At 41.7% G+C, this 19,104-nt stretch carries 18 protein-coding genes and 1 riboswitch; of the genes, 6 read left to right on the plus strand and 12 right to left on the minus strand.

Annotation, left to right across the window (positions count from 1 at the left end; translation table 11 throughout):
• Positions 1 to 160: 160 nt before the first annotated feature.
• Positions 161 to 1,300: an alpha-hydroxy-acid oxidizing protein gene (locus AC623_RS19235; RefSeq protein WP_049665663.1), complete on the plus strand. Its 1,140-nt coding sequence runs from the start codon at positions 161 to 163 to the stop codon at positions 1,298 to 1,300.
• 263 nt (positions 1,301 to 1,563) lie between these two features.
• A complete protein-coding gene (locus AC623_RS19240) occupies positions 1,564 to 2,580 on the plus strand; it encodes an LLM class flavin-dependent oxidoreductase (protein ID WP_049665665.1) in 1,017 nt (338 codons plus the stop codon).
• A 73-nt stretch (positions 2,581 to 2,653) separates the two neighbouring features.
• Here the strand turns inward: AC623_RS19240 and AC623_RS19245 are convergent, their stop codons facing one another.
• The 7 genes from AC623_RS19245 to AC623_RS19275 form a co-directional block, all read right to left on the minus strand.
• Positions 2,654 to 4,225, minus strand: coding sequence for a BCCT family transporter (locus AC623_RS19245; protein WP_049665666.1), 1,572 nt, complete (start codon positions 4,223 to 4,225; stop codon positions 2,654 to 2,656).
• Between the two features lie 169 nt (positions 4,226 to 4,394).
• Positions 4,395 to 4,625 (minus strand): hypothetical protein, encoded by a 231-nt coding sequence (locus tag AC623_RS19250; RefSeq protein WP_049665670.1) that lies wholly within the window; start codon positions 4,623 to 4,625, stop codon positions 4,395 to 4,397.
• A gap of 140 nt (positions 4,626 to 4,765) precedes the next feature.
• Entirely contained in the window at positions 4,766 to 5,614 is an 849-nt protein-coding gene (locus tag AC623_RS19255) for a TIGR03943 family putative permease subunit (protein WP_049665672.1), read from the minus strand.
• A 13-nt stretch (positions 5,615 to 5,627) separates the two neighbouring features.
• Positions 5,628 to 6,509 carry a permease gene (locus tag AC623_RS19260; RefSeq protein WP_049665675.1) on the minus strand — a complete coding sequence of 294 codons (882 nt, stop codon included), beginning with the start codon at positions 6,507 to 6,509 and terminating at the stop codon, positions 5,628 to 5,630.
• A gap of 139 nt (positions 6,510 to 6,648) precedes the next feature.
• Positions 6,649 to 7,110, minus strand: coding sequence for a phosphate-starvation-inducible protein PsiE (psiE, locus tag AC623_RS19265; RefSeq protein WP_049665677.1), 462 nt, complete (start codon positions 7,108 to 7,110; stop codon positions 6,649 to 6,651).
• A gap of 275 nt (positions 7,111 to 7,385) precedes the next feature.
• Positions 7,386 to 9,410: a diguanylate cyclase domain-containing protein gene (locus AC623_RS21640; protein WP_049665679.1), complete on the minus strand. Its 2,025-nt coding sequence runs from the start codon at positions 9,408 to 9,410 to the stop codon at positions 7,386 to 7,388.
• A gap of 42 nt (positions 9,411 to 9,452) precedes the next feature.
• Positions 9,453 to 9,535, minus strand: a riboswitch (cyclic di-GMP riboswitch).
• A gap of 209 nt (positions 9,536 to 9,744) precedes the next feature.
• On the minus strand, positions 9,745 to 10,464 hold the full coding sequence (locus AC623_RS19275; RefSeq protein WP_049665681.1) for a YebC/PmpR family DNA-binding transcriptional regulator: 720 nt from the start codon (positions 10,462 to 10,464) through the stop codon (positions 9,745 to 9,747).
• A gap of 319 nt (positions 10,465 to 10,783) precedes the next feature.
• Here AC623_RS19275 and AC623_RS21645 point away from each other — a divergent pair, with 319 nt between their 5' ends.
• Positions 10,784 to 10,954, plus strand: coding sequence for a hypothetical protein (locus AC623_RS21645; protein ID WP_156187090.1), 171 nt, complete (start codon positions 10,784 to 10,786; stop codon positions 10,952 to 10,954).
• 52 nt (positions 10,955 to 11,006) lie between these two features.
• Here AC623_RS21645 and ypfJ read toward each other — a convergent pair whose 3' ends face one another.
• Both ypfJ and AC623_RS19285 read right to left on the minus strand, forming a co-directional pair.
• The gene (gene ypfJ / locus AC623_RS19280) at positions 11,007 to 11,846 is read right to left on the minus strand and encodes a KPN_02809 family neutral zinc metallopeptidase (protein WP_049665684.1); all 840 of its coding nucleotides are present in this window, start codon (positions 11,844 to 11,846) and stop codon (positions 11,007 to 11,009) included.
• A 108-nt stretch (positions 11,847 to 11,954) separates the two neighbouring features.
• Positions 11,955 to 13,073: an NAD(P)/FAD-dependent oxidoreductase gene (locus tag AC623_RS19285; protein WP_049665686.1), complete on the minus strand. Its 1,119-nt coding sequence runs from the start codon at positions 13,071 to 13,073 to the stop codon at positions 11,955 to 11,957.
• 160 nt (positions 13,074 to 13,233) lie between these two features.
• Here AC623_RS19285 and AC623_RS19290 point away from each other — a divergent pair, with 160 nt between their 5' ends.
• Positions 13,234 to 13,416 carry a small acid-soluble spore protein H gene (locus tag AC623_RS19290; RefSeq protein WP_049665689.1) on the plus strand — a complete coding sequence of 61 codons (183 nt, stop codon included), beginning with the start codon at positions 13,234 to 13,236 and terminating at the stop codon, positions 13,414 to 13,416.
• A gap of 48 nt (positions 13,417 to 13,464) precedes the next feature.
• Here AC623_RS19290 and cidR read toward each other — a convergent pair whose 3' ends face one another.
• Complete coding sequence (gene cidR, locus AC623_RS19295) at positions 13,465 to 14,367, minus strand: cidABC operon transcriptional activator CidR (protein ID WP_049665692.1); 903 nt, start codon at positions 14,365 to 14,367, stop codon at positions 13,465 to 13,467.
• A gap of 108 nt (positions 14,368 to 14,475) precedes the next feature.
• On the opposite strand from cidR, the gene AC623_RS19300 reads away from it, so the two are divergent.
• Positions 14,476 to 14,850 (plus strand): CidA/LrgA family protein, encoded by a 375-nt coding sequence (locus tag AC623_RS19300; RefSeq protein ID WP_049665694.1) that lies wholly within the window; start codon positions 14,476 to 14,478, stop codon positions 14,848 to 14,850.
• A complete protein-coding gene (locus AC623_RS19305; RefSeq protein WP_049665698.1) occupies positions 14,847 to 15,533 on the plus strand; it encodes a CidB/LrgB family autolysis modulator in 687 nt (228 codons plus the stop codon). Before AC623_RS19300 ends, AC623_RS19305 begins: the two co-directional genes overlap by 4 nt.
• A gap of 114 nt (positions 15,534 to 15,647) precedes the next feature.
• Here AC623_RS19305 and AC623_RS19310 read toward each other — a convergent pair whose 3' ends face one another.
• Both AC623_RS19310 and AC623_RS19315 read right to left on the minus strand, forming a co-directional pair.
• A complete protein-coding gene (locus AC623_RS19310; RefSeq protein WP_049665702.1) occupies positions 15,648 to 17,864 on the minus strand; it encodes an arylsulfatase in 2,217 nt (738 codons plus the stop codon).
• 263 nt (positions 17,865 to 18,127) lie between these two features.
• Positions 18,128 to 18,937, minus strand: a complete 810-nt coding sequence (locus AC623_RS19315) for an SDR family NAD(P)-dependent oxidoreductase (RefSeq protein ID WP_049665704.1) — start codon at positions 18,935 to 18,937, stop codon at positions 18,128 to 18,130.
• Positions 18,938 to 19,104 lie beyond the last annotated feature (167 nt).

Raw genomic sequence — 19,104 nt, forward strand, 5'->3', positions numbered from 1 at the left:
GTTATCTTATGGTTTCTCTTTGCACCAAAAAAGAATATGTACAAGCCAAAAAATAATCTTTACAATGAAAGAAGAAAGAAAATTCAAACTTCGTCCTTTAGGAAGAAGAGTGAATAACGATGTTCGTAAAAAACCATACAAAAGAGTGAGGTCAGATAAGATGAATCAGCAAGAGGGGTTACTATCAGTTGAAACAGTTGGTAAGGAAATCCATTTTCCTCTTTCATTTGAAGAGTGGGAACAAAAAGCGGCCGGCATGATGCAGCCAGGCGGCTATGGCTATGCCTGCTCAGGTGCAGGAAGAGGAGAAACAGGCAGAAGAAATGAGGAAGCCTTTGGAAAGTGGGCGATTGTGCCAAGAATGCTGAGTGATGTATCGAGTGGAGATATGAGCGTCACGTTATTTGGCCGGACGTATAAGACGCCATTTTTATTGGCACCTATTGGTATGCAAAAGCTGGCTCATCCGGAAGGCGAACTTGCCTCTGTGAAAGCAGCTGCCAATTTAAATGTTCCTTTCGTATTAAGTACTGTCGCGAGCCATTCAATCGAGGAAGTAGCTGCCGCTGCCCCGACAGGTTCTAAATGGTTTCAGCTTTACTGGTCGAATAATGAGGAAATCTCCTTTAGCATGGTAGAAAGAGCAGAAAAAGCAGGCTATGAGGCGATTGTTGTGACGGTAGATACAGTTAGAACAGGCTTCCGTGAGACAGATATTCGCAGTGAGTTTTCTCCGCTCACCAAAGGCTTGGGGAAAGCAAATTATGTAAGTGATCCAGCATTTATGAAGGCACTAAAAAGCCAAGATGATGATACTATTGTCGCCTCCATACTAGAAAACATTCAAACCTTGTCTCTTCATTGGAGACATATCGCCAAATTAAAGGAAAGAACAAACTTGCCTATTTTATTAAAGGGCATTTTACACCCAGAAGATGCCCAAACGGCATTGGAATATGGTGTAGATGGCATCATCGTTTCTAATCACGGAGGACGGCAGCTCGATGGCGTTATCGGTGCCCTTGATGCGCTTCCTTCCATTGCTGAAACTGTTCAAAAAAGAATACCGGTTTTATTTGACAGCGGCATCCGACGCGGCACCGATGCCGTGAAGGCTCTTGCTCTAGGCGCAGACGCTGTGCTCATTGGGCGCCCATTTCTTTACGGCTTAGCTGCTCACGGACAGCAAGGTGTAGAAAAAGTGATCGAGGATTTTGTCCGCGAAACCGAAATTTCTCTCTCCCTTTCCGGCGTGGCTAACTTATCTCAAATTGGCAGAATTAAGATGGTAAGAGCCTAACGATTATTTTTCAAGAACTGATTTAATGCCTGTTTGACAGGTTGTTAAATCAGTTCTTTTTATTAGCAAACAGCTGAAAAAGACAGGATATTAGCCGTTTTTCCATTTTATTATCTAAAACTACTGTTATATTGGCCATTTTCTTTATTTTATTATCCCCCCTGTTACATTAGCCAATCGCTGCCCCCATAGGCAATTCACTGGAAGATTGCCTCTAAACCTTGTATCATTGCTTAGTGCAGAGCCCATAAGGAGGGGAAAATATGACTGCCATTCAAACAAAACACTTTCAGGGTATTCCTTTATCCGTACTAGATCTAGCTCCGATTACAGAAGGGAGCCACGCAGAACAGTCTTTTAAGAATAGTACCGACCTAGCTCAACATACAGAAAAATGGGGATTCCATCGTTACTGGCTAGCCGAGCATCATAATATGCCGGGTATCGCTAGTTCCGCCACCTCTGTCATTATTGGCCATATCGCCGGAGCGACTAAGCGGATTCGTGTCGGCTCAGGAGGTATTATGCTCCCTAACCACGCCACACTTGTGATAGCAGAACAATTCGGAACGCTCGAATCCTTATACCCTGGGCGAATCGACCTTGGGATTGGCCGCGCCCCGGGCAGTGACCAAGCAACCGCTTTTGCCCTGCGGCGCACCCTTCACAGCCGCGTCGAAGATTTTCCGTTACAGTTAGACGAGCTTCAAGCCTACTTTGAGGTAAACCCGTCCGCTCGTGTGCGTTCGTTTCCTGGGGAAGGCTTGAATATACCGATCTGGCTGCTTGGCTCAAGTGATTTCAGTGCCCGCCTTGCTGCTGAGAAAGGCCTTCCTTTTGCCTTTGCAAGCCACTTTGCATCGGAGTATACATTGCCGGCTTTAAAAATTTATCGCGATCACTTCAAACCTTCCCATGTCTTGAAAGAACCCTATGCGATGGTTGGAGTGAATATCATTGCCGCAGACACGGAAGAAAAGGCTCAATGGCTAGCCACTTCCCAGCAACAGCAATTTTTGAGCTTAAGAAGAGGAGAGCCGACACAGTTAAAGCCGCCGATTGATGATATTGATGCCGTGTGGAGCCCTTTTGAGCGTGCAGCTATTGAAAAAACGCTTGATTCACGGGCAACCATTGTCGGCACGCCTGATATGGTCAATCAAAAGCTAACTAGTTTCCTTGAAGAGACAAATGCTAATGAAATTATTGTAAATTCACAGATTTTCTATCATGAAGACCGGCTGCGTTCTTATGAAATTGTAGCGAACATGATGGAATAGCTGCCATATAAAAAGCCCGGCAATGACCAATTGCCGGGCTTTTTAATTTATCGATCTACTCGGTTTTTATTTGTCATTCAGCAGTTCTGCTTTTTGTTTGATGTCCTTGTTTAGCTGCTTTCTCCAAACGACGAAAACGCCGTAAATCTGCTTTTCGAATCGGAAGCGGTTCTTTTCTAATCAGCTTTGCTGAAGAAACCATCATGAGCAGCAAAAGGACCGTAAAAGGCAAAGCCGAAATAAGAGAAGCAGTCTGTAAGGCTTCTAATCCGCCTGCATATAGTAATACACCTGCAATGGCTGCCATCAGAACACCCCAAACGAGCTTAGCAAACAATGGCGGGGTGAGACTGCCGGATGTCGTCATGCTCGCCAAAATATACGTAGCAGAATCTGCAGAAGTAACTAAAAATGTAAAGATTAATAAAATAGCAAGTGCTGACAAGATACCGGTTAACGGTAAATGCTCAAACGTCTTAAAAAGAGCCGACGTTAAATCCATATTCACGGCTTTTGCTATACCCGTTCCCTTATTTAAATCAAACCATAAAGCCGTTCCGCCAAATACAGCTACCCAAAGACAGGAAATAGCCGGCGGAATAATCATAACCCCCATCACGTATTCCCGGATCGTCCTCCCTCTTGAAACCCGGGCTACAAAGGCTCCGACGAAAGGTGACCAGGCAATAACCCACGCCCAATAAAATATCGTCCATTTGCGTACCCAGCCCGACCCTTCATAAGGCTGCATCCGTAAGCTGTATTGAATAAAGTTCGAAATATAATCGCCGATAGCCAATGTAAAGGTTTCCAAAATAAACCGTGTAGGACCAGCAGCAAAAACAAAGACAAGTAAGCCAAGCGCAAGCCAAAAATTCATATTGCTTAAATAGCGGATTCCTTTTTGAAGACCTGTTGTGGAGGATAACATGTAAGCCACAAACATGAGGCCAATGATAATCATCTGAAGCCAGACGGAGTTATGTGTTCCGATTACCGCATTTAGCCCGCCGTTTATTTGCAGCACGCCAAGACCAATTGATGTAGCGAGGCCCATCACAGTAGCAATGACGGCAAAAGAATCAATCGACTTCTTAACAAGTGGTTTGTGCCCCGTGATCGGCTCTAGTGCTGTCGAAACCAAACCGTCTCTTTGTCTGCGAAACTGCATAAATCCAATCATCAATCCTACCATTGTAAACACAGACCATTGACTGACTCCCCAATGGAAAAATGAGTAGGCCATAGCAATTCTAGCAGCCTCCTCTGTTTGAGCTTCCGTTCCTGCAAAAGGCGGCGAAAAAAAGTGACTCATCGGTTCAGCGACTCCCCAGAAGACGAGCCCAGCACCAAGACCGGTAGAAAAGAGCATAGCCACCCATGTAAAGAAAGGAAACTCTGGCTTCTCATTTTCCCCTCCTAAACGAATGGCGCCATATTTGCTAGTAGCTAATACAAGCAAGAAGATCGTAATAATAAAAACGGCAAGCAGATAAAACCAACCAAAATTGATGGTAGTAAAGTCAAACAACTTGCCAGCTACGATGCCGAATCTTTTTGGCATAATGGCTCCTAATAGAACCAAAAACAGGATCACCGCAGCCGACACTGTAAAAACAGGGTTTCTCCAAATGTTCCTGTCCATGCCAGCCTCCTCATGACTATAATTTTTATAAACATGCTATAAAGAATAAAGAGATACTTCCGGAATTAATCATTTTTACCCTATAGGAATCAACCTGAAACAACCTGCCTTTTTGACTATAAAAAATAGCCTGAAGCGGCGTTATGACCGCTTCAGGCTATCTTGATTTTTATTCATGTACTAGCTGTTTCAGCTTTACATTTCTTGCTTCTTGTTCTTCTTCAGAAGCTAAATCATATTTTTTTAATAAATGAAATAGTTCATTCAAAGTGTCTTGTGCATGCTCAGTTTTCAGGAAATTATGCAGAGTTTCATATAAGCTTGGAGAGATAAATGCCTGTTGGCTTTCAAGCTTCTGAATGACATCTTCATGTGAATGATCAATGTTACATTGTCCCATGGAACCCATCCTTTCCGATTGTTCTATTTCTCTTCTTATCTACAATCTAACACAAAAGCAAGGGCTCCTCATCTTCCCCGCTCACGGACAGGCCAGCCTGGAACATTTAAAATAGACTTTGACTATACTCTGAATAGGCGTTAGTAGCCTCTATAAACATAAGGATCTTTCGGCTTATCAATACTATGCCAATCTTTTATAAGCAGAACAGGGATCGTTGATTTAAACGGCTGATAATACATCGATGATAATGTGCCTTTTACGTGTATCCAATCATCGTCTCTAAGATTGTTTCCTTTAGGAAATTGAACGAGCATCCCAAAAGCACCCGAATCGGCAACACAGTGAATCACACCAAAGCGAAGAACAAACAGTTGACGCTTATCTGTGTTTTCACCATGAAAGGCAAAACCATCGAATTCAATTTCCTTTCCAAGAAAGTCGCCAGGGAAATCATAGATCGTTTCCATCCCTTTTAAAAACTGGTCGTCATTCAGAACAATGTGCTGCTTAGAGACATATTTGGCTAACTCCTTCGCCATTAATTCCTCATAGCCCTCTTTTCCATAATAAATACTCGTATCAGGCTTCAAATATTGAGTTTGGGCATAATGATCAGCCGCCTCTATTTGCTCCATTGGCTTGAATGAAAATCCCTTTGATTTAACGATGGTCGAATCAAGTGTAGCAATTGGAAAGAACAAACCCGATATTAAAGGAAAAACAAACACAAGATAAAAAAGCCAACGCTGATAAAAAGGCTTTTCCTTTTCATGAATGTGATCATGGTCACATTCATGTTCATCTGCCGATTCCCCATCTCCTCTGAAATAGTCATAAGCCTGGACAGCTGTAAGCAGCGCAAAGATAAAAATAGCGCTATAAGACAAATAAGCGTATTTCATATTAATGTATTTGGAAATGTTACCGGAAGCATGGAGATGAAAAAAGAAAAAAGTAAACAGCAATAATATATAAACTCTAAACATCCCATCCCCTCCTTTAAATTAACAATGAACCAATGAATACAAAAATGGCAATATAGACGATCAAATACATGACAAAGCGCTTTTTAAATGTTCCTAGCATCATTAAAAGATTTTTAATGTCTACCATCGCTCCGAAAACAAGAAAAGCAATTAAGGAACCTGTGGAAAATGTGCTTCTAAAAGAGGACGCAATAAAGGCATCTGCCTCTGAACAAAGGGATAAAACAAAGGCTAAGCCCATCATGACAAGATGAGAAGCAGCTTCTGTCTGTCCGATTTCTAGCAGAGTCGAGGTTTTTACATAGGTTTGCATCGCTGCAGCAATGAATGCCCCGATAATTAAATATTTACCGACCGAGAAAAATTCCTCTATCGCATGACGCAGCATGCCGACAAACTTTTTACTAAACGTCTGCTTCCCTGGAGCATGACAATGAGTATGCAGGGAGCTTTTATCTAAAAGCTGGTTCCCGCTAAATTGCCACGAAATAATCGATCCAACCAAAATCGCTACGATAAATGACAAACCCCCGCGGTATAAAGGCATGTCCCATTGGTTTCCAAAGGCAATATAGGTTGAAAATAAAACGATGGGATTGATGACAGGCCCTGTTAACATAAAGGCAATGCCCGCATGCAAAGGGACTCCCTTTAAAATCAGCCTGCGGACAATGGGCACAATGCCACACTCACAGGCCGGGAACAAAGCACCGATAAACGCCGCAGATAAGACAGCTAGAAAACGATTTTTTGGTATAACTTTTGCTATCATTTCCTCTGTAATAAACATCTGAATAAAGCCAGAAATGAAAACGCCGATTAACACAAAGGGAATCGCTTCTATTAGAATACTAATAAAGATCGTGTTTAATTGTAAAAATGATTGCGAGAACATATACATCCACACCAATTTGACAGTTTTGTAGATCAACGACCTATTATAACACGGTGTTCCTTCTTCCCTCTCTTGAAACAACCTCCGTACATAAAAAAGGACTGTTCCAGAAGCCAACGCTTGCGAACAGTCCTTGCTTCTATTCCTCTTTTGGAGTGTCTTTTTTAAAAAACCATCTTACTTCCGGTCTTTCGTGCGGTGTGAGATTCATGATGAAATAGCCAATAATCAAAATTAAGACGACAAGCGAGTATAGCAATGTATTAATCGGATGATCGTGATCTACAATAATCAACCGAATCATAGCCGTAATACCTATGTACAGAAAGTATCTGAGCGGAAAATGATAGTCTTCTTTGAAATATTTCACAATCATCGTGATAAACTCAAAATATAGAAAGAAGATAAGGATATTCGCAAGAAAAAGCTTATAATCGTTCGTACCGCTTTCGACTAAAATATTACCGAAAACAATTAGTTCCTTCACTAATAAAAAAGATAAAATAATAGCAAGAAGAATGAGAGATACATTCAATATCGTTTGAAGAACCTTAGGAATGACCTGCAAGATATCGGTGAAGTCCTTTTTAGTTTTAGTCACGCAACCTTTCCCCCATTCTATTTCGGAATAAGACCATTCATCTATTTATGCATTTATCTGTTTATGGTAGGTAATCAGCCCCTTAAAAACGATAATAAGTATATATCTTATTCTAACTATTTTTAAAATTCAAGATAGTTTTATCCGTACTCTTTACAATTTTTTAAACGTTAAGCGGCTTTAAGTTTACAATTCGTTTCATCTAACCGAGCACCATTTACTTTGCTGATTTAACAATTCCATGAAAAAACGGCTCCTTTTTTAGAGCCGTTTGATTATTCTCCACAGATTTGTAAATTAGAAAGATCATTGTAAGACTTGACGCGATTCCTGCCGTCTTGTTTAGCCTTATATAAAGCTTTATCTGCAAACTCTATGAACTGGTTTGTATGTTCATCTTTTGTTGGAATAACGGTTACGGTCCCTAAACTGATCGTGACATACTGGCTGATTTGTGAACCTGAATGCGGGATTTTCAAATCTTCTACCGCATGTCTAATCGTTTCCGCTGCTCGCTGGACGCCATCGTGATCCGTCTCTGGCAAGACGACACTAAACTCTTCTCCCCCATACCTAAAGATCATGCCTCCAAACTCTATCACAACGTCACTAATTTTCGCAGCTGCTTTTCTTAAGCAATCATCTCCTGCTTGATGGCCATACGTATCGTTATAAGCTTTGAAAGAATCTATATCAAGCATGATCAGAGAAAAAGATGTAGAATTTCTTAACGCACGGCTCCACTCTATTTCTAATTTCTCATCAAACGTCCGGCGATTCCACACCCCTGTTAATCCGTCTTTGGCAGATAAATCATGTAAAATTTTATTGGCTTCTTCGAGTCTTTGCTCTGCCAATTTTCTTTCAGTTATATTGCGGGATATTACGATTAGTTGAGGTTCCTCTGGATCTTTCCCTTGTAAACTCTTAATAGAAGACTCAAACCAAATGTACTCCCCATCTTTTCTACGAATTCGATAAGTCGAGACAACATATCCAGTATCGAATAAAATTTGATGGTTTTCTTTTATCATTTCTATATCATCCGGATGAATAAAGAGGTAACTGTCGTGACCTATCACTTCTTCATCTTCATATTGCAATATTTCCTTTCCTGCTGGTGATACGTACAAATACTTTCCGGATGAATCATGTATCGTAATCACATCACTTGAATAGTCCGCAATCATCCGGAATCGCTCTTCACTTTTTGCAATGGAGTCTATATGACTTTCAATCAACTCACCCATGCTATTGAAATTATCACAGAGTTCCTGAAGCTCTCTTGCATCCTCTTTATAAGAAGTTTTATCTAAACGATATTCATAATTTCCTTGGCCAATTTTTCTTGTTCCTATTAATACTTTCCGGATAGGGGCTTCTACTTGGTTAGATACCCAAATCATTAAGATGTACCCTATTATAATCACAAGTAAAATAACGAAAGAAAATATCATAACCATGTGGTAAAAGGACTCATAAATTTTACTTTCTGTTATTTCACCAATAATAAGCCACTGATTATCATGAACCCATCTATAATCTCCTAGTACAGTCTCACCATTAGGGGCTGTGTAAAATTGACTCTTAATGTTACTTCCCGCTAATGCTTGTTTATATATTTCGGATTTAATATTTTTCCCTATTTTGCCTTGGCGTGATTCGCTGATTAACATACCATTTCTTTCAACCAAATAGGTTTCCCTTGAACTATCCTGATATTGCCTCATGATATTGTTAATGGTTTTGATTGGAACTGGTCCGAATACTAGCCCCTGAAAATGCCCCGCCTCATTATATACAGGAACAGAAAAAATAATAATCGGCTTATTGGACTGCCTGCCAATCAATACATCTGTAATGAAAATCTTGCCTTTTTTCGCCTCTTTAAAATAAGGCCGGTCTGATAGATCCAATCCTATAAGTCCTGTCGTATCAACTTCTGTTATTCCATTCTTATTCACATATACAATACCGCTAAACTCCGGGTGATTTTTATCAACTGCTTTTAATGCACCCTCCATCTTTGCTATATCCCCTGCTTTTACAGTCGGGAGTTCAGAGATAGATTTAATATCTGCTAACCTATCCTCAAACCAATTGTCTATTACTAATTGCTGCAAGTTCATTGTTTTCTCAATTGCAACGTTAGCTTCCTCTCGCTTTTGGCTTCTCTCTATTATGACGAGAGGGATGGAGGCCAATAAAACGAACACTACCGTAAAGCAGATGAACCAAAATCGCAGCCTGCCCTTTAAGCTTGATATTTGAAATAAGTGAACTATACGGTTAAGAAACATCAGATCCCCTTTCTTCACCATGTTAAAAAACAAAAAAGACCAACAAGTGTTGGTCGGTTGCATCACTCGCTCCCTATACTTCAGATGCCCAAGTTAGAAGTATAGTTCATAGCCCCATCTTCTCTTTGATAATTACTTTTTATATGATTCAGTAGATTTCCAGTTTATACATCAATTTCAATTTCATAATATATCATAAAATGATAAATTTCAACAGTTTTAGCTATACTAACCTATTACTAAATACCCATTAAAGAACATTAATTAGTCTATCTATCCTCAGAAGCAATAAAAAAGCAGATCTTTGCTGGAAACAAAGGTCTGCTTTTTTACATTATTCACCTAAATCTACATTGTGATACACTTGTTGAACGTCTTCCAAGTCTTCTAAAGCATCAATCATTTTTTCAAATTGAGCTTTTGCATCTTCTGGAAGCGTCACTTCATTTTGTGCGAGCATGGTCAGCTCAGCTACTGTAAATTCTGTAATCCCAGCGCTCTTTAATGCTTCTTGTACGGCATGGAATTGATCAGGTTCAGCGTAGATGATGACAGCGTCGCCTTCTTCAAGAATGTCGCGTGCATCCACATCTGCTTCCATTAAAATTTCTAGTACTTCATCAGCTGTTTTGCCTTCTACCCCGATAACAGCCGTAGCGTCAAACATATAGGCAACGGATCCGCTTACTCCCATATTGCCGCCATTCTTGCCAAAAGCTGCCCGCACTTCTGATGCTGTACGGTTTACGTTATTTGTTAAAGCGTCAACAATAACCATCGATCCGCTCGGTCCAAAGCCTTCATAGCGAAGCTCATCATATGTCTCATCTGATCCGCCCTTTGCTTTTTCAATGGCACGATCAATAATATGTCTAGGCACGTTGTATGTTTTTGCCCGCTCAAGCACAAACTTTAATGCTTGGTTGGATTCAGGATCAGGTTCTCCCCGTCTCGCTGCTACATAAATTTCACGTCCGAATTTAGCATATATACGGCTTGTGTTAGCGTCTTTTGCTGCTTTCTTTTCTTTAATGTTGTTCCATTTACGTCCCATCGTAAACACTCTCTTTCCAATTTGAATCTGAATTAAATGATGAATGCAAAATAAACTGGCTTTTCAACACTTTTTCAAAATAACTATACGGAGCTTGTGACGACTTTATATAACGAATCAAATACGTTGTCAAATCATGTGCAGATTATATTATACCGCAATTAAAGCCGCTTTGAAACAAAGAAGAGCAAGGTGTTTCTCCATTTTTTTCAAAAATAAAGCCATCCAAATCCATGACAGTAACTTTTTATCATGCTAAACTATCGACTGTGGAATCGTTCCCACATTCTGTTGCATACGAAAAAGGAGGGTTCTTCCTATGTATAAGCTGCTTGCCTTCGATTTAGAACATACGCTTTCTGATCCTGAATTACCAATGCTGCGAGAAGCCGGTGTGGCGATTAGAATCGGCTTAGAAGAAGCAGATTACACCTTCAGCCATATTAGAGATCCAGTTTCGTTTATTAAAGAGCAGCTCATCGCATCATAAAACAGGCCTTATGAGAAGTTCTCCTTAATCTCATAAGCCCTGTCCAATCTCTTTATAAATCACGAGCATTAAAGGTGTCTCCACCCTTTAAACTGCCAGAACGAAAGCCTTTATAAAACCAGCGTTTTCTTTGTTCAGAGGTTCCATGTGTAAAGCTTTCAGGAACGACATAGCCTCTCGCTTGTTTTTGCAGAGTATCATCCCCAACAGCGCTGGCCGCATTTAAAGCTTCTTCAAGATCCCCTTCTTCCAGCAAGCCCATTCCTTGCGCATGATGAGCCCAAACACCAGCCAGATAGTCGGCTTGCAGTTCGAAACGAACGAGATATTTATTAAACTCTTCCTCACTCATCTGCTGGCGAAGCGGCATAATCTTGTCGCTTGTGCCAAGAAGCGTCTGGACGTGATGACCAACCTCATGAGCAATGACATAGGCCATCGCAAAATCCCCAGGTGCGTGAAATCTTTGCTGCAGCTCATCGTAAAAACTTAAGTCAATGTATAGCTTTTGGTCACCTGGACAATAAAATGGTCCCACTGACGCGCTAGATGTTCCGCAGGCAGACTGCACACTATTTGTGTACAAGACAAGCGTCGGCTCTTTATACACTAAGCCTTCCTGCCTAAAAATATCTGACCATACATCCTCTGTATCCGCTAGCACGACAGATACAAACTCTGAACGCTCTTTTTCCGCTGCTGTTTCTTCGTAAGGAGTATTATTATCATCAACCGTTTGCAGACCGTTCATCAGTTCTGTCGGATCACCGCCGAGGAAGGTAAAAACGAGTAAAAGAATTAAACCGCCGATTCCTCCTCCAATAAGTGTTCCTCCGCCTCTGCCTCTCCGGTCTTCAACGTTTGTGCTTTCTCTTCTTCCTCTCCACTTCATCCTTCTTCCTCCCCTGGTTGCTTCGTCACTAGTGTTATACCCGGGATTGGTTAATTTAAAAAAGAAGATTTTGGATAATAAACAGCTAATGCGGGCGAATAAAGCGGTTCAGGAACCGATCGCGCCCGCTACATCATATAACTGCAGATCAATGTCAACCTCTTCACCAAGAGCCAGCTTAGCGAGCTGCGCGCCAAGAAACGGTCCGGCTGTTAAACCGGAGGCACCCAGTCCGTTGGCGAGAAGAAGGTTTTTAAAGCCTGGTACCTCGCCAATGATCGGCAGAAAGCCCGGTGTGAATGGACGAAAGCCGACACGCGCTTCAAGAAATGTACCGTCAGCTAGCCCGGGGGCAACAGATAATGCTTTATCTAATACTTCATGTAAGCCGCCAGCTGTCACACGCCGATCAAAATGTTCATGTTCTTCATGCGTAGCGCCAATCACGACGCGGCCTTTGTCGAAAGCGAGAATGTATTGATCATTTGGCGGCATAACGACCGGCCATTTAGCCGTTTCGGTATCCTCCAGTTGAAGATGAACAATTTGCGCTTTTTGTGAAGTCACTTGAAAATTCAAACCAAGCGGTGCCAGCAGTTCAGCACCCCAAGCTCCTGCTGTCAAGATGACGCAATCTGCTGCATATGCCTTATCTTTTACCCGCACACCTGTCACTTGACCTTCTGTATGCTCCAGCTCCGCAGAACCATTTACACATACAGCACCATGCTTCTGTGCTGCCCGGAGAAGCGCATTTCGTAAGGCCCGGCCGTTCACACGTGCAGCACCGCTCACATGTACAGAAGCAAATTCTGTTGATAATGGCGGAAATAGTTCAGTGGTGACCGTGGGTGTCAAAGGGCCAACCTCGCCGATTTCTGGAGCATCTTTCCGCCTTTTCAGAGCCCTTTCTTCCATTTTCTCAAGCTTTTCAGCATCCGTATGCAGGCTAATAGCTCCTACTTGCTCATACCCCGTTTCTGTTTCTCCATCTTTTTTAAGCTGTTCAATCAGTGAAGAATAGTACGCGGCCCCGCCTTTTACGAGCGCGTACCAGGCTTTATTCCGCCGCTGGGACAGCCACGGACAAATAATCCCGGCAGCCGCATCTGTCGCCTGTCCTGCATCCCGCCGATCTATGACCGTTACATTGGCGCCTGCTTTTGCTAAGTGATAAGCTGTTGAGGCCCCTAAAATCCCTGCACCAACCACAATAAAATCTTTCATATGAACACCTTTTTCAATTGTATTTCGCTAATCTGTTCTTCCTTTAGAAGCAAATGCTTTGTGTTTATATTTTAACATGCTGCTTCATCAGCACGACAGAATACATCACCAGCTTAATGACAATATTATAAGAGAAATATACCGATAAGGAGGCCAGTTGATGAATACACAGCGTGCGAAAGAAATTGCCGCTTCACCTGTTATGATGGACGTTACTTATCAAGGAATGCCCATTTACATTCAACACGTCGATGAACAAAATGAAACGGCTAGAATTTATCCTTTAACTGAACCGGAACAAGAGCAAACAGTATCATTAAATGAACTAGAAGAGCACCAATAAGCCTGCTTGCTGCCGCCTCTACTTTTCCCTTGTGAAACGTAGAGGCATTTAAAGTTCTCCCTCATGCCTTCTTTCAAATAAATCTTGAGTAAACCGCAGCCATTCACGTGCTGCAAACGACAGATAGCGCTCTTTACGCCAAATCATGACTAAATGCCATGGGATCACCGGTTCAACAAGCGGCAGCACCCGAATGCGCTCTTTATCCAGTTCTCGGCAAATCGGCTCTGGGAGCAGAGCAACACCAAGATTGGCTGCCACCATTTCACTAATAAAATCCCATTGTGAACTTTCATATATGACCTGTGGATGAAATCCTACTCGTACACATTCTGCGATCACTCGGTCATGAAGGGCAAAATCTTTGCGAAAAAAAACAAAAAATTCTTGTTGCAATTCCGATAAGGTGACTTTTTCCTTTTCTGCTAACGGGTGTGAAGGATGAACAAGCACCATTAGCTTTTCTTTTACAAGTGAAAATGAATGAAACAGCGCCTCATTTGTTGGCGACAGCACTACTCCCATGTCAAGCTGACCGCTTTCTACATCGGCTTCTACTTTCTTCGCTCCATCTTCCACAAGATGAATGGTCACATCAGGATACTGCTCCCGAAACTTCCCGAGCACTTTAGGAAAAAAGCTCGATCCAATCATCGGAGGAAGCCCAATACTAATACGGCCCCTTTTCAAATTCATTAAGTCATCCAGCTCCGTTGATAAATTGTCAAAGGAGTTCACAATGTCTTGCGCTTGGGCGAAAATCACTTGTCCTGCATCTGTTAATTCCACCTGTTTGCCAGAACGGTTAAATAACTCTACTCCCAATTCTTCTTCAATGCTTTTGATCATTTTGCTAATGGTGGGCTGTGTAATATACAGAGACTGAGCGGCTTTCGTAAAACTCTTATACTGTGCAGCTTTTAAGAAATATTGCAAATGCCGGATATCCATTTTTTTCTCCTTTTTAATCATAGATAAAAAGAATGCTATAGATTCTATATATGCATTTTACCTATGAGAGCAGATGAAGTACACTTTTCTTTGAAAGGGGGAAATGGCATGGTGATGTTTCTTAAAAGCATCTTTCAAATAATCCTTTTATGCACCTTTTCTCTAGGTATGACCCAGCTAGTCAACTGGCTCGATTTGCCCATACCCGGCAGCATTTTAGGCATGTTTATTCTTTTTATCCTGCTTCAAACGAAAATCATTCGCCTGGAATGGATCGAGCTAGGTGCAAATTGGCTGCTAGCAGAGCTATTATTATTCTTTATTCCAGCTGCTGTTGGGATTATAAAATATAAAAATGTACTAATAGATGATGGTCTGTATGTCACATTAGTGATTGTTTTAAGCACCGCTGTCGTCATGGCTTGTACAGGTCTAACGGCTAAAAAAATTGCAGAAAGAAAGGAACAGAGACATTTATCATGATTGCTCTCTTTAGTCTTATATTGACAATTTGTTTGTATTGGGGAGCCAAATGGTGCTATAAACGAAAACCAAAAGTATATTTGTCTCCCTTGCTTACCGTGCCGGTCCTCGTTGTCGGCGGCTTATTTCTCACCCATACTTCATATGAAGCCTATGATACCGGCGCACACTGGCTAAGCCGGATGCTTGAGCCGGCTACTATTGCTTTTGCTGTGCCGCTCTATAAGTATTTCAATATATTAAAAAAACATGCAGCTGAAATTATACTAAGCGTACTATCCGGCTCGGTTACCGCTATTATTTCATCCATGGCGATGGCCAAAATGCTGCATTTAAATACAGAAATTGTTGATAGTCTCATCCCACGCTCTGTCACTACGCCTATCGCGATGGGTGTCTCTGAAAGCATTGGCGGCGTGCCCGCTATTACAGCTGTGTTCGTCATCATGACCGGGTTGCTTGGTTCTGTGATTGGCCCAATGATAATCCAGCTTTTGCGTATTGAGAATGACATTGCCCGCGGAGTGCTTCTTGGCACGGCTGCACACGGTGCTGGCACATCAAAAGCCTTTGAGTTTGGCTCGGTTACAGGAACCATTTCGAGCTTATCCATGATTATGGCTGCTCTTATTACGCTTTTCCTGACGCCGTGGATTCTACCGGTTATGCTTATCTTTTTTTAACTGTTGTGTAATACAAAAGGGACTTGTATCTAAAAGCAAGTCCCTTTTGTATTTCGTCATTGCACTCTAAGCAGCCCCCGTATAACACGAAGGACTGCCTTCGCAACCTGACTTCTACCGTAAAATAATACTGCCATTCAACTGTATATAAATAGGTTGTTTCCCTCCACAGTGAGACGACTGAGATTTTACAGGCGCATCTAACAGCTCAATATCCACCTGCTTAATTTGCCCGGTAAAAGGAAACTCCGGCACCGGATAATGAGGACTGACAGGTGTTAAGCGATCACGCCCAATGTCCAGCCCTTCAATTGAAAGGACAAATGGCAGAGTCCTCTCCAAATGAACGATGCCTGCTAATTCGTTATTAATATAAAGCTTTCCTATGCCCTGAATAAGCTTTTTTCTCTTAAATTCAAAACGGATAACCGAAAATCCAATCGGTACTTCTATAGACGATCGCACCTTATAAACCGTGCCTACATAGTTGTACTCGTATATTAAGTAGTTATCCTTTATATAGAGCGTATAACCGCTCGAATGGCTTCCATAAGCAATTAAAACGCCTTCTTCTGTAGTGTTCAAGCGAAGAATGGGAATGGTAATCGAATAAGAGGTTAAAGTCATTCTGGGAGCGGCACCACTGGGCAGATGAGCCATTCCTGGATAGTAAGTGAAGAGGGTTCTTCCTTCCTGCAAACCCTGATATCCTTTGTGAAACATCCTATCATCGAGAGGAAGGACATTGTACTTCTCCGCTTCCTCTACCCACCTTTCTTCCATTTCTTTTACCTTTTCGGGATACCGTTCTGCCAAGTTGTACTTTTGCGAGAAATCCTCATTGATATAATAGAGTTCCCATTTATCTTCATGGAAAGGAACACCTTTTTCATGATACGTAACAGCCATCCAGCCGTCATGCCAAATCGCCCGATTGCCAAGCATCTCAAAATACTGTGTTATCCGTTTGGTGGGAGCTTGAGGTTCCTTAAAGGTATCCTTCATGCTGACACCGTGCATCGGCATCTGGGCAACACCGTCAAATTCTTGCGGCGGAGCAATCTTTAAAATATCGAGGATAGTAGGCATAATATCAATAGCATGATAGAACTGGGAACGAACAGCTCCTTTATCACAGATTTCCTGAGGCCATTGAATAATGAGAGGAACACGGACCCCTCCTAAAAATGTATCTTGCTTATAGTATTTAAAAGGGGTGTTACTAACTTGAGCCCACCCTTTCGGATAATTTGGACTGACAGAGGCCCCCCCAATTTCATCTATTTTTTCAAAGAGCTCGTCGACACTCTCCCCAATTCCATTAAAATAGGCTGCATCATAGATGGAACCATTCCATCCACCTTCCTGGCTGCCTCCATTATCCGATAGCAAAACGATAATCGTATCATCCAATTGATCTTTGTCTCTTAAAAACTCTAAAAGCCGCCCAATTTGCTCATCGGTATGTGTTAAAAAGCCAGCAAACGTTTCCTGAAACCGAATAAATAAAGCTCTTTCCTTCTCAGTCAGTTCAGACCATGGCTTGATTCCGGGGTTGCGCTCTACCAGCTCAGCGTTCGGCGGGATGACACCTAATTCTTTTTGGCGCTTAAACCGCTCTTCACGGATATAATCCCATCCTTTGTCGTAGACCCCTTTATATTTTTCGATGAAAGATTTCGGCACTTGATGCGGCTCATGCTGTGCCCCAAAGGCTAAATATAGAAAAAATGGGCGTTCTGGAGTAACAGACAAGTGATCCGTCAAAAATTCCAATGATTTATCAACAAGATCCTCCGATAAATGATAATTTTGTTTTTTATCCCGCTGAACACGGTGATTGTCGTAAATTAAATCGGGCTCATACTGATCTGTCATCCCTAATAAAAAGCCATAAAATCGGTCAAACCCTTTAGCAAGCGGCCAATTGTCAAATGGGCCGCTGGAAGCCGCTTCATGACCGGGAACGAGATGCCACTTTCCAGCCATATAAGTAGCCATTCCATGCTTTCTTAAAATTTCTGCTATGAGAGCCGCGCGCTCTGTAATTCTTCCTCGTTTATTAGGATATTGAGGCCCCCAGTCCAATTCAGTTACCATCCCCACTCCAACAGCATGACAGTTACGGCCAGTCAGCAGACAAGCGCGAGTGGGTGAACATAAAGGAGTCACATTAAAATTATTGTACCTTAACCCATTGTGCGCGATTGAATCTATATAAGGTGTTTTGATTTCCGAACCGTAACAGCCTACTGCAGAAAACCCAACATCATCTAATACAATAAATACGACATTTGTTTTCTGTTTACCGATGTCTGTTTCCTTTTTCATTCCCCTCTTCCCTTCAAGTAAGATAGGCATAACTACATGAGAGTGTAGACGAAGCCTCTATTAGGCTGATGGAAACGTTTGTCAACAGCCTAATACATTATGAAGTGTATTTTGAGAACGAAATAGTTATGCTGACGGAACATAGAGGTTTATGTGCATAACAAAAAAAGCTTAACCTGTAAATGAGGTTAAGCTTCACTATCTATTGCCGTTGCTTTATTACGTTTTAGATGGGTCTTTTCTTAAGGATTTCTGGCCGATCGTTATTTAGAACGTGATTGCTCCGCGAATTGATTGAAATCCGGCATAGTTGGATTAGATATATAGTGTCCGCCTTCTACTTGAATCGTTTGTCCTGTAATAAATTTAGACTCATCAGAAGCAAGGAATAAAACGGTATAGCCAATGTCGTCCGCTTCCCCGTGGTATGGCAACGCATTATATTTAGCGAAAATATCAAGCACCGCTTCCGGCATATTGTTTTTAGCTGCAGGAGTTAAAATTAATCCTGGGGCTACTCCATTACAGCGAATACCATCTTTTCCGTATTGTGCTGCAATGTATCTTGTCAAATTCACAACAGCGGCTTTAGAAGCGCCGTAAGCAGAACGCAAGGCATCGCCAGCAAAGGCGGCCATAGAAGCGGTATTAATGATCGAGCCGCCTCCCGCTTTAATCATATGAGGGATGGCAAACCGGCTGCCTAATAACACACTTTTTGTATTAACATTCATTAAACGGTCCCATTCTTCTAAATCCATATTTACAACGTCCAAATCTTTATGAAGGTTTGTTAAGCCTACATTGTTAAAAAGGACGGTAATCGTTCCATATTGTTCAACTGTGAAATCAACAGCCGCTTTAATAGACTCTTCCTTTGAAGCATCTAAAAATACCGCCGCTGCTTCACCCCCTTGTTTCTTTATATTCTCTGCAGCCTCTTTGGCTCCTTCAATGTTAAAGTCAGCAATAATAACCTTTGCTCCTTCTTTTGCCATTAAGGTAGCAGCCGATAATCCAATTCCAGAAGCGCCTCCTGTAACGAGAGCTACTTTTCCCTCTACACGTTTCATTTCCTTCACTCCTTTATATATTGCTACTCTCTTAGCTATTCCCCACTGATTAACTCAATGATAACTCTTTCATCCTTAAAATATTTTAACATTTAAATATTAACTTTCAAAACAATTTGTTTATCCAGTTTTCCCCTATATTTCCCCGGCTTTTTTACATATTCTTT

The organism is Bacillus sp. FJAT-27231, assembly GCF_001183975.1.
Classification (GTDB): Bacteria; Bacillota; Bacilli; order Bacillales; family Domibacillaceae; genus Pseudobacillus; species Pseudobacillus wudalianchiensis.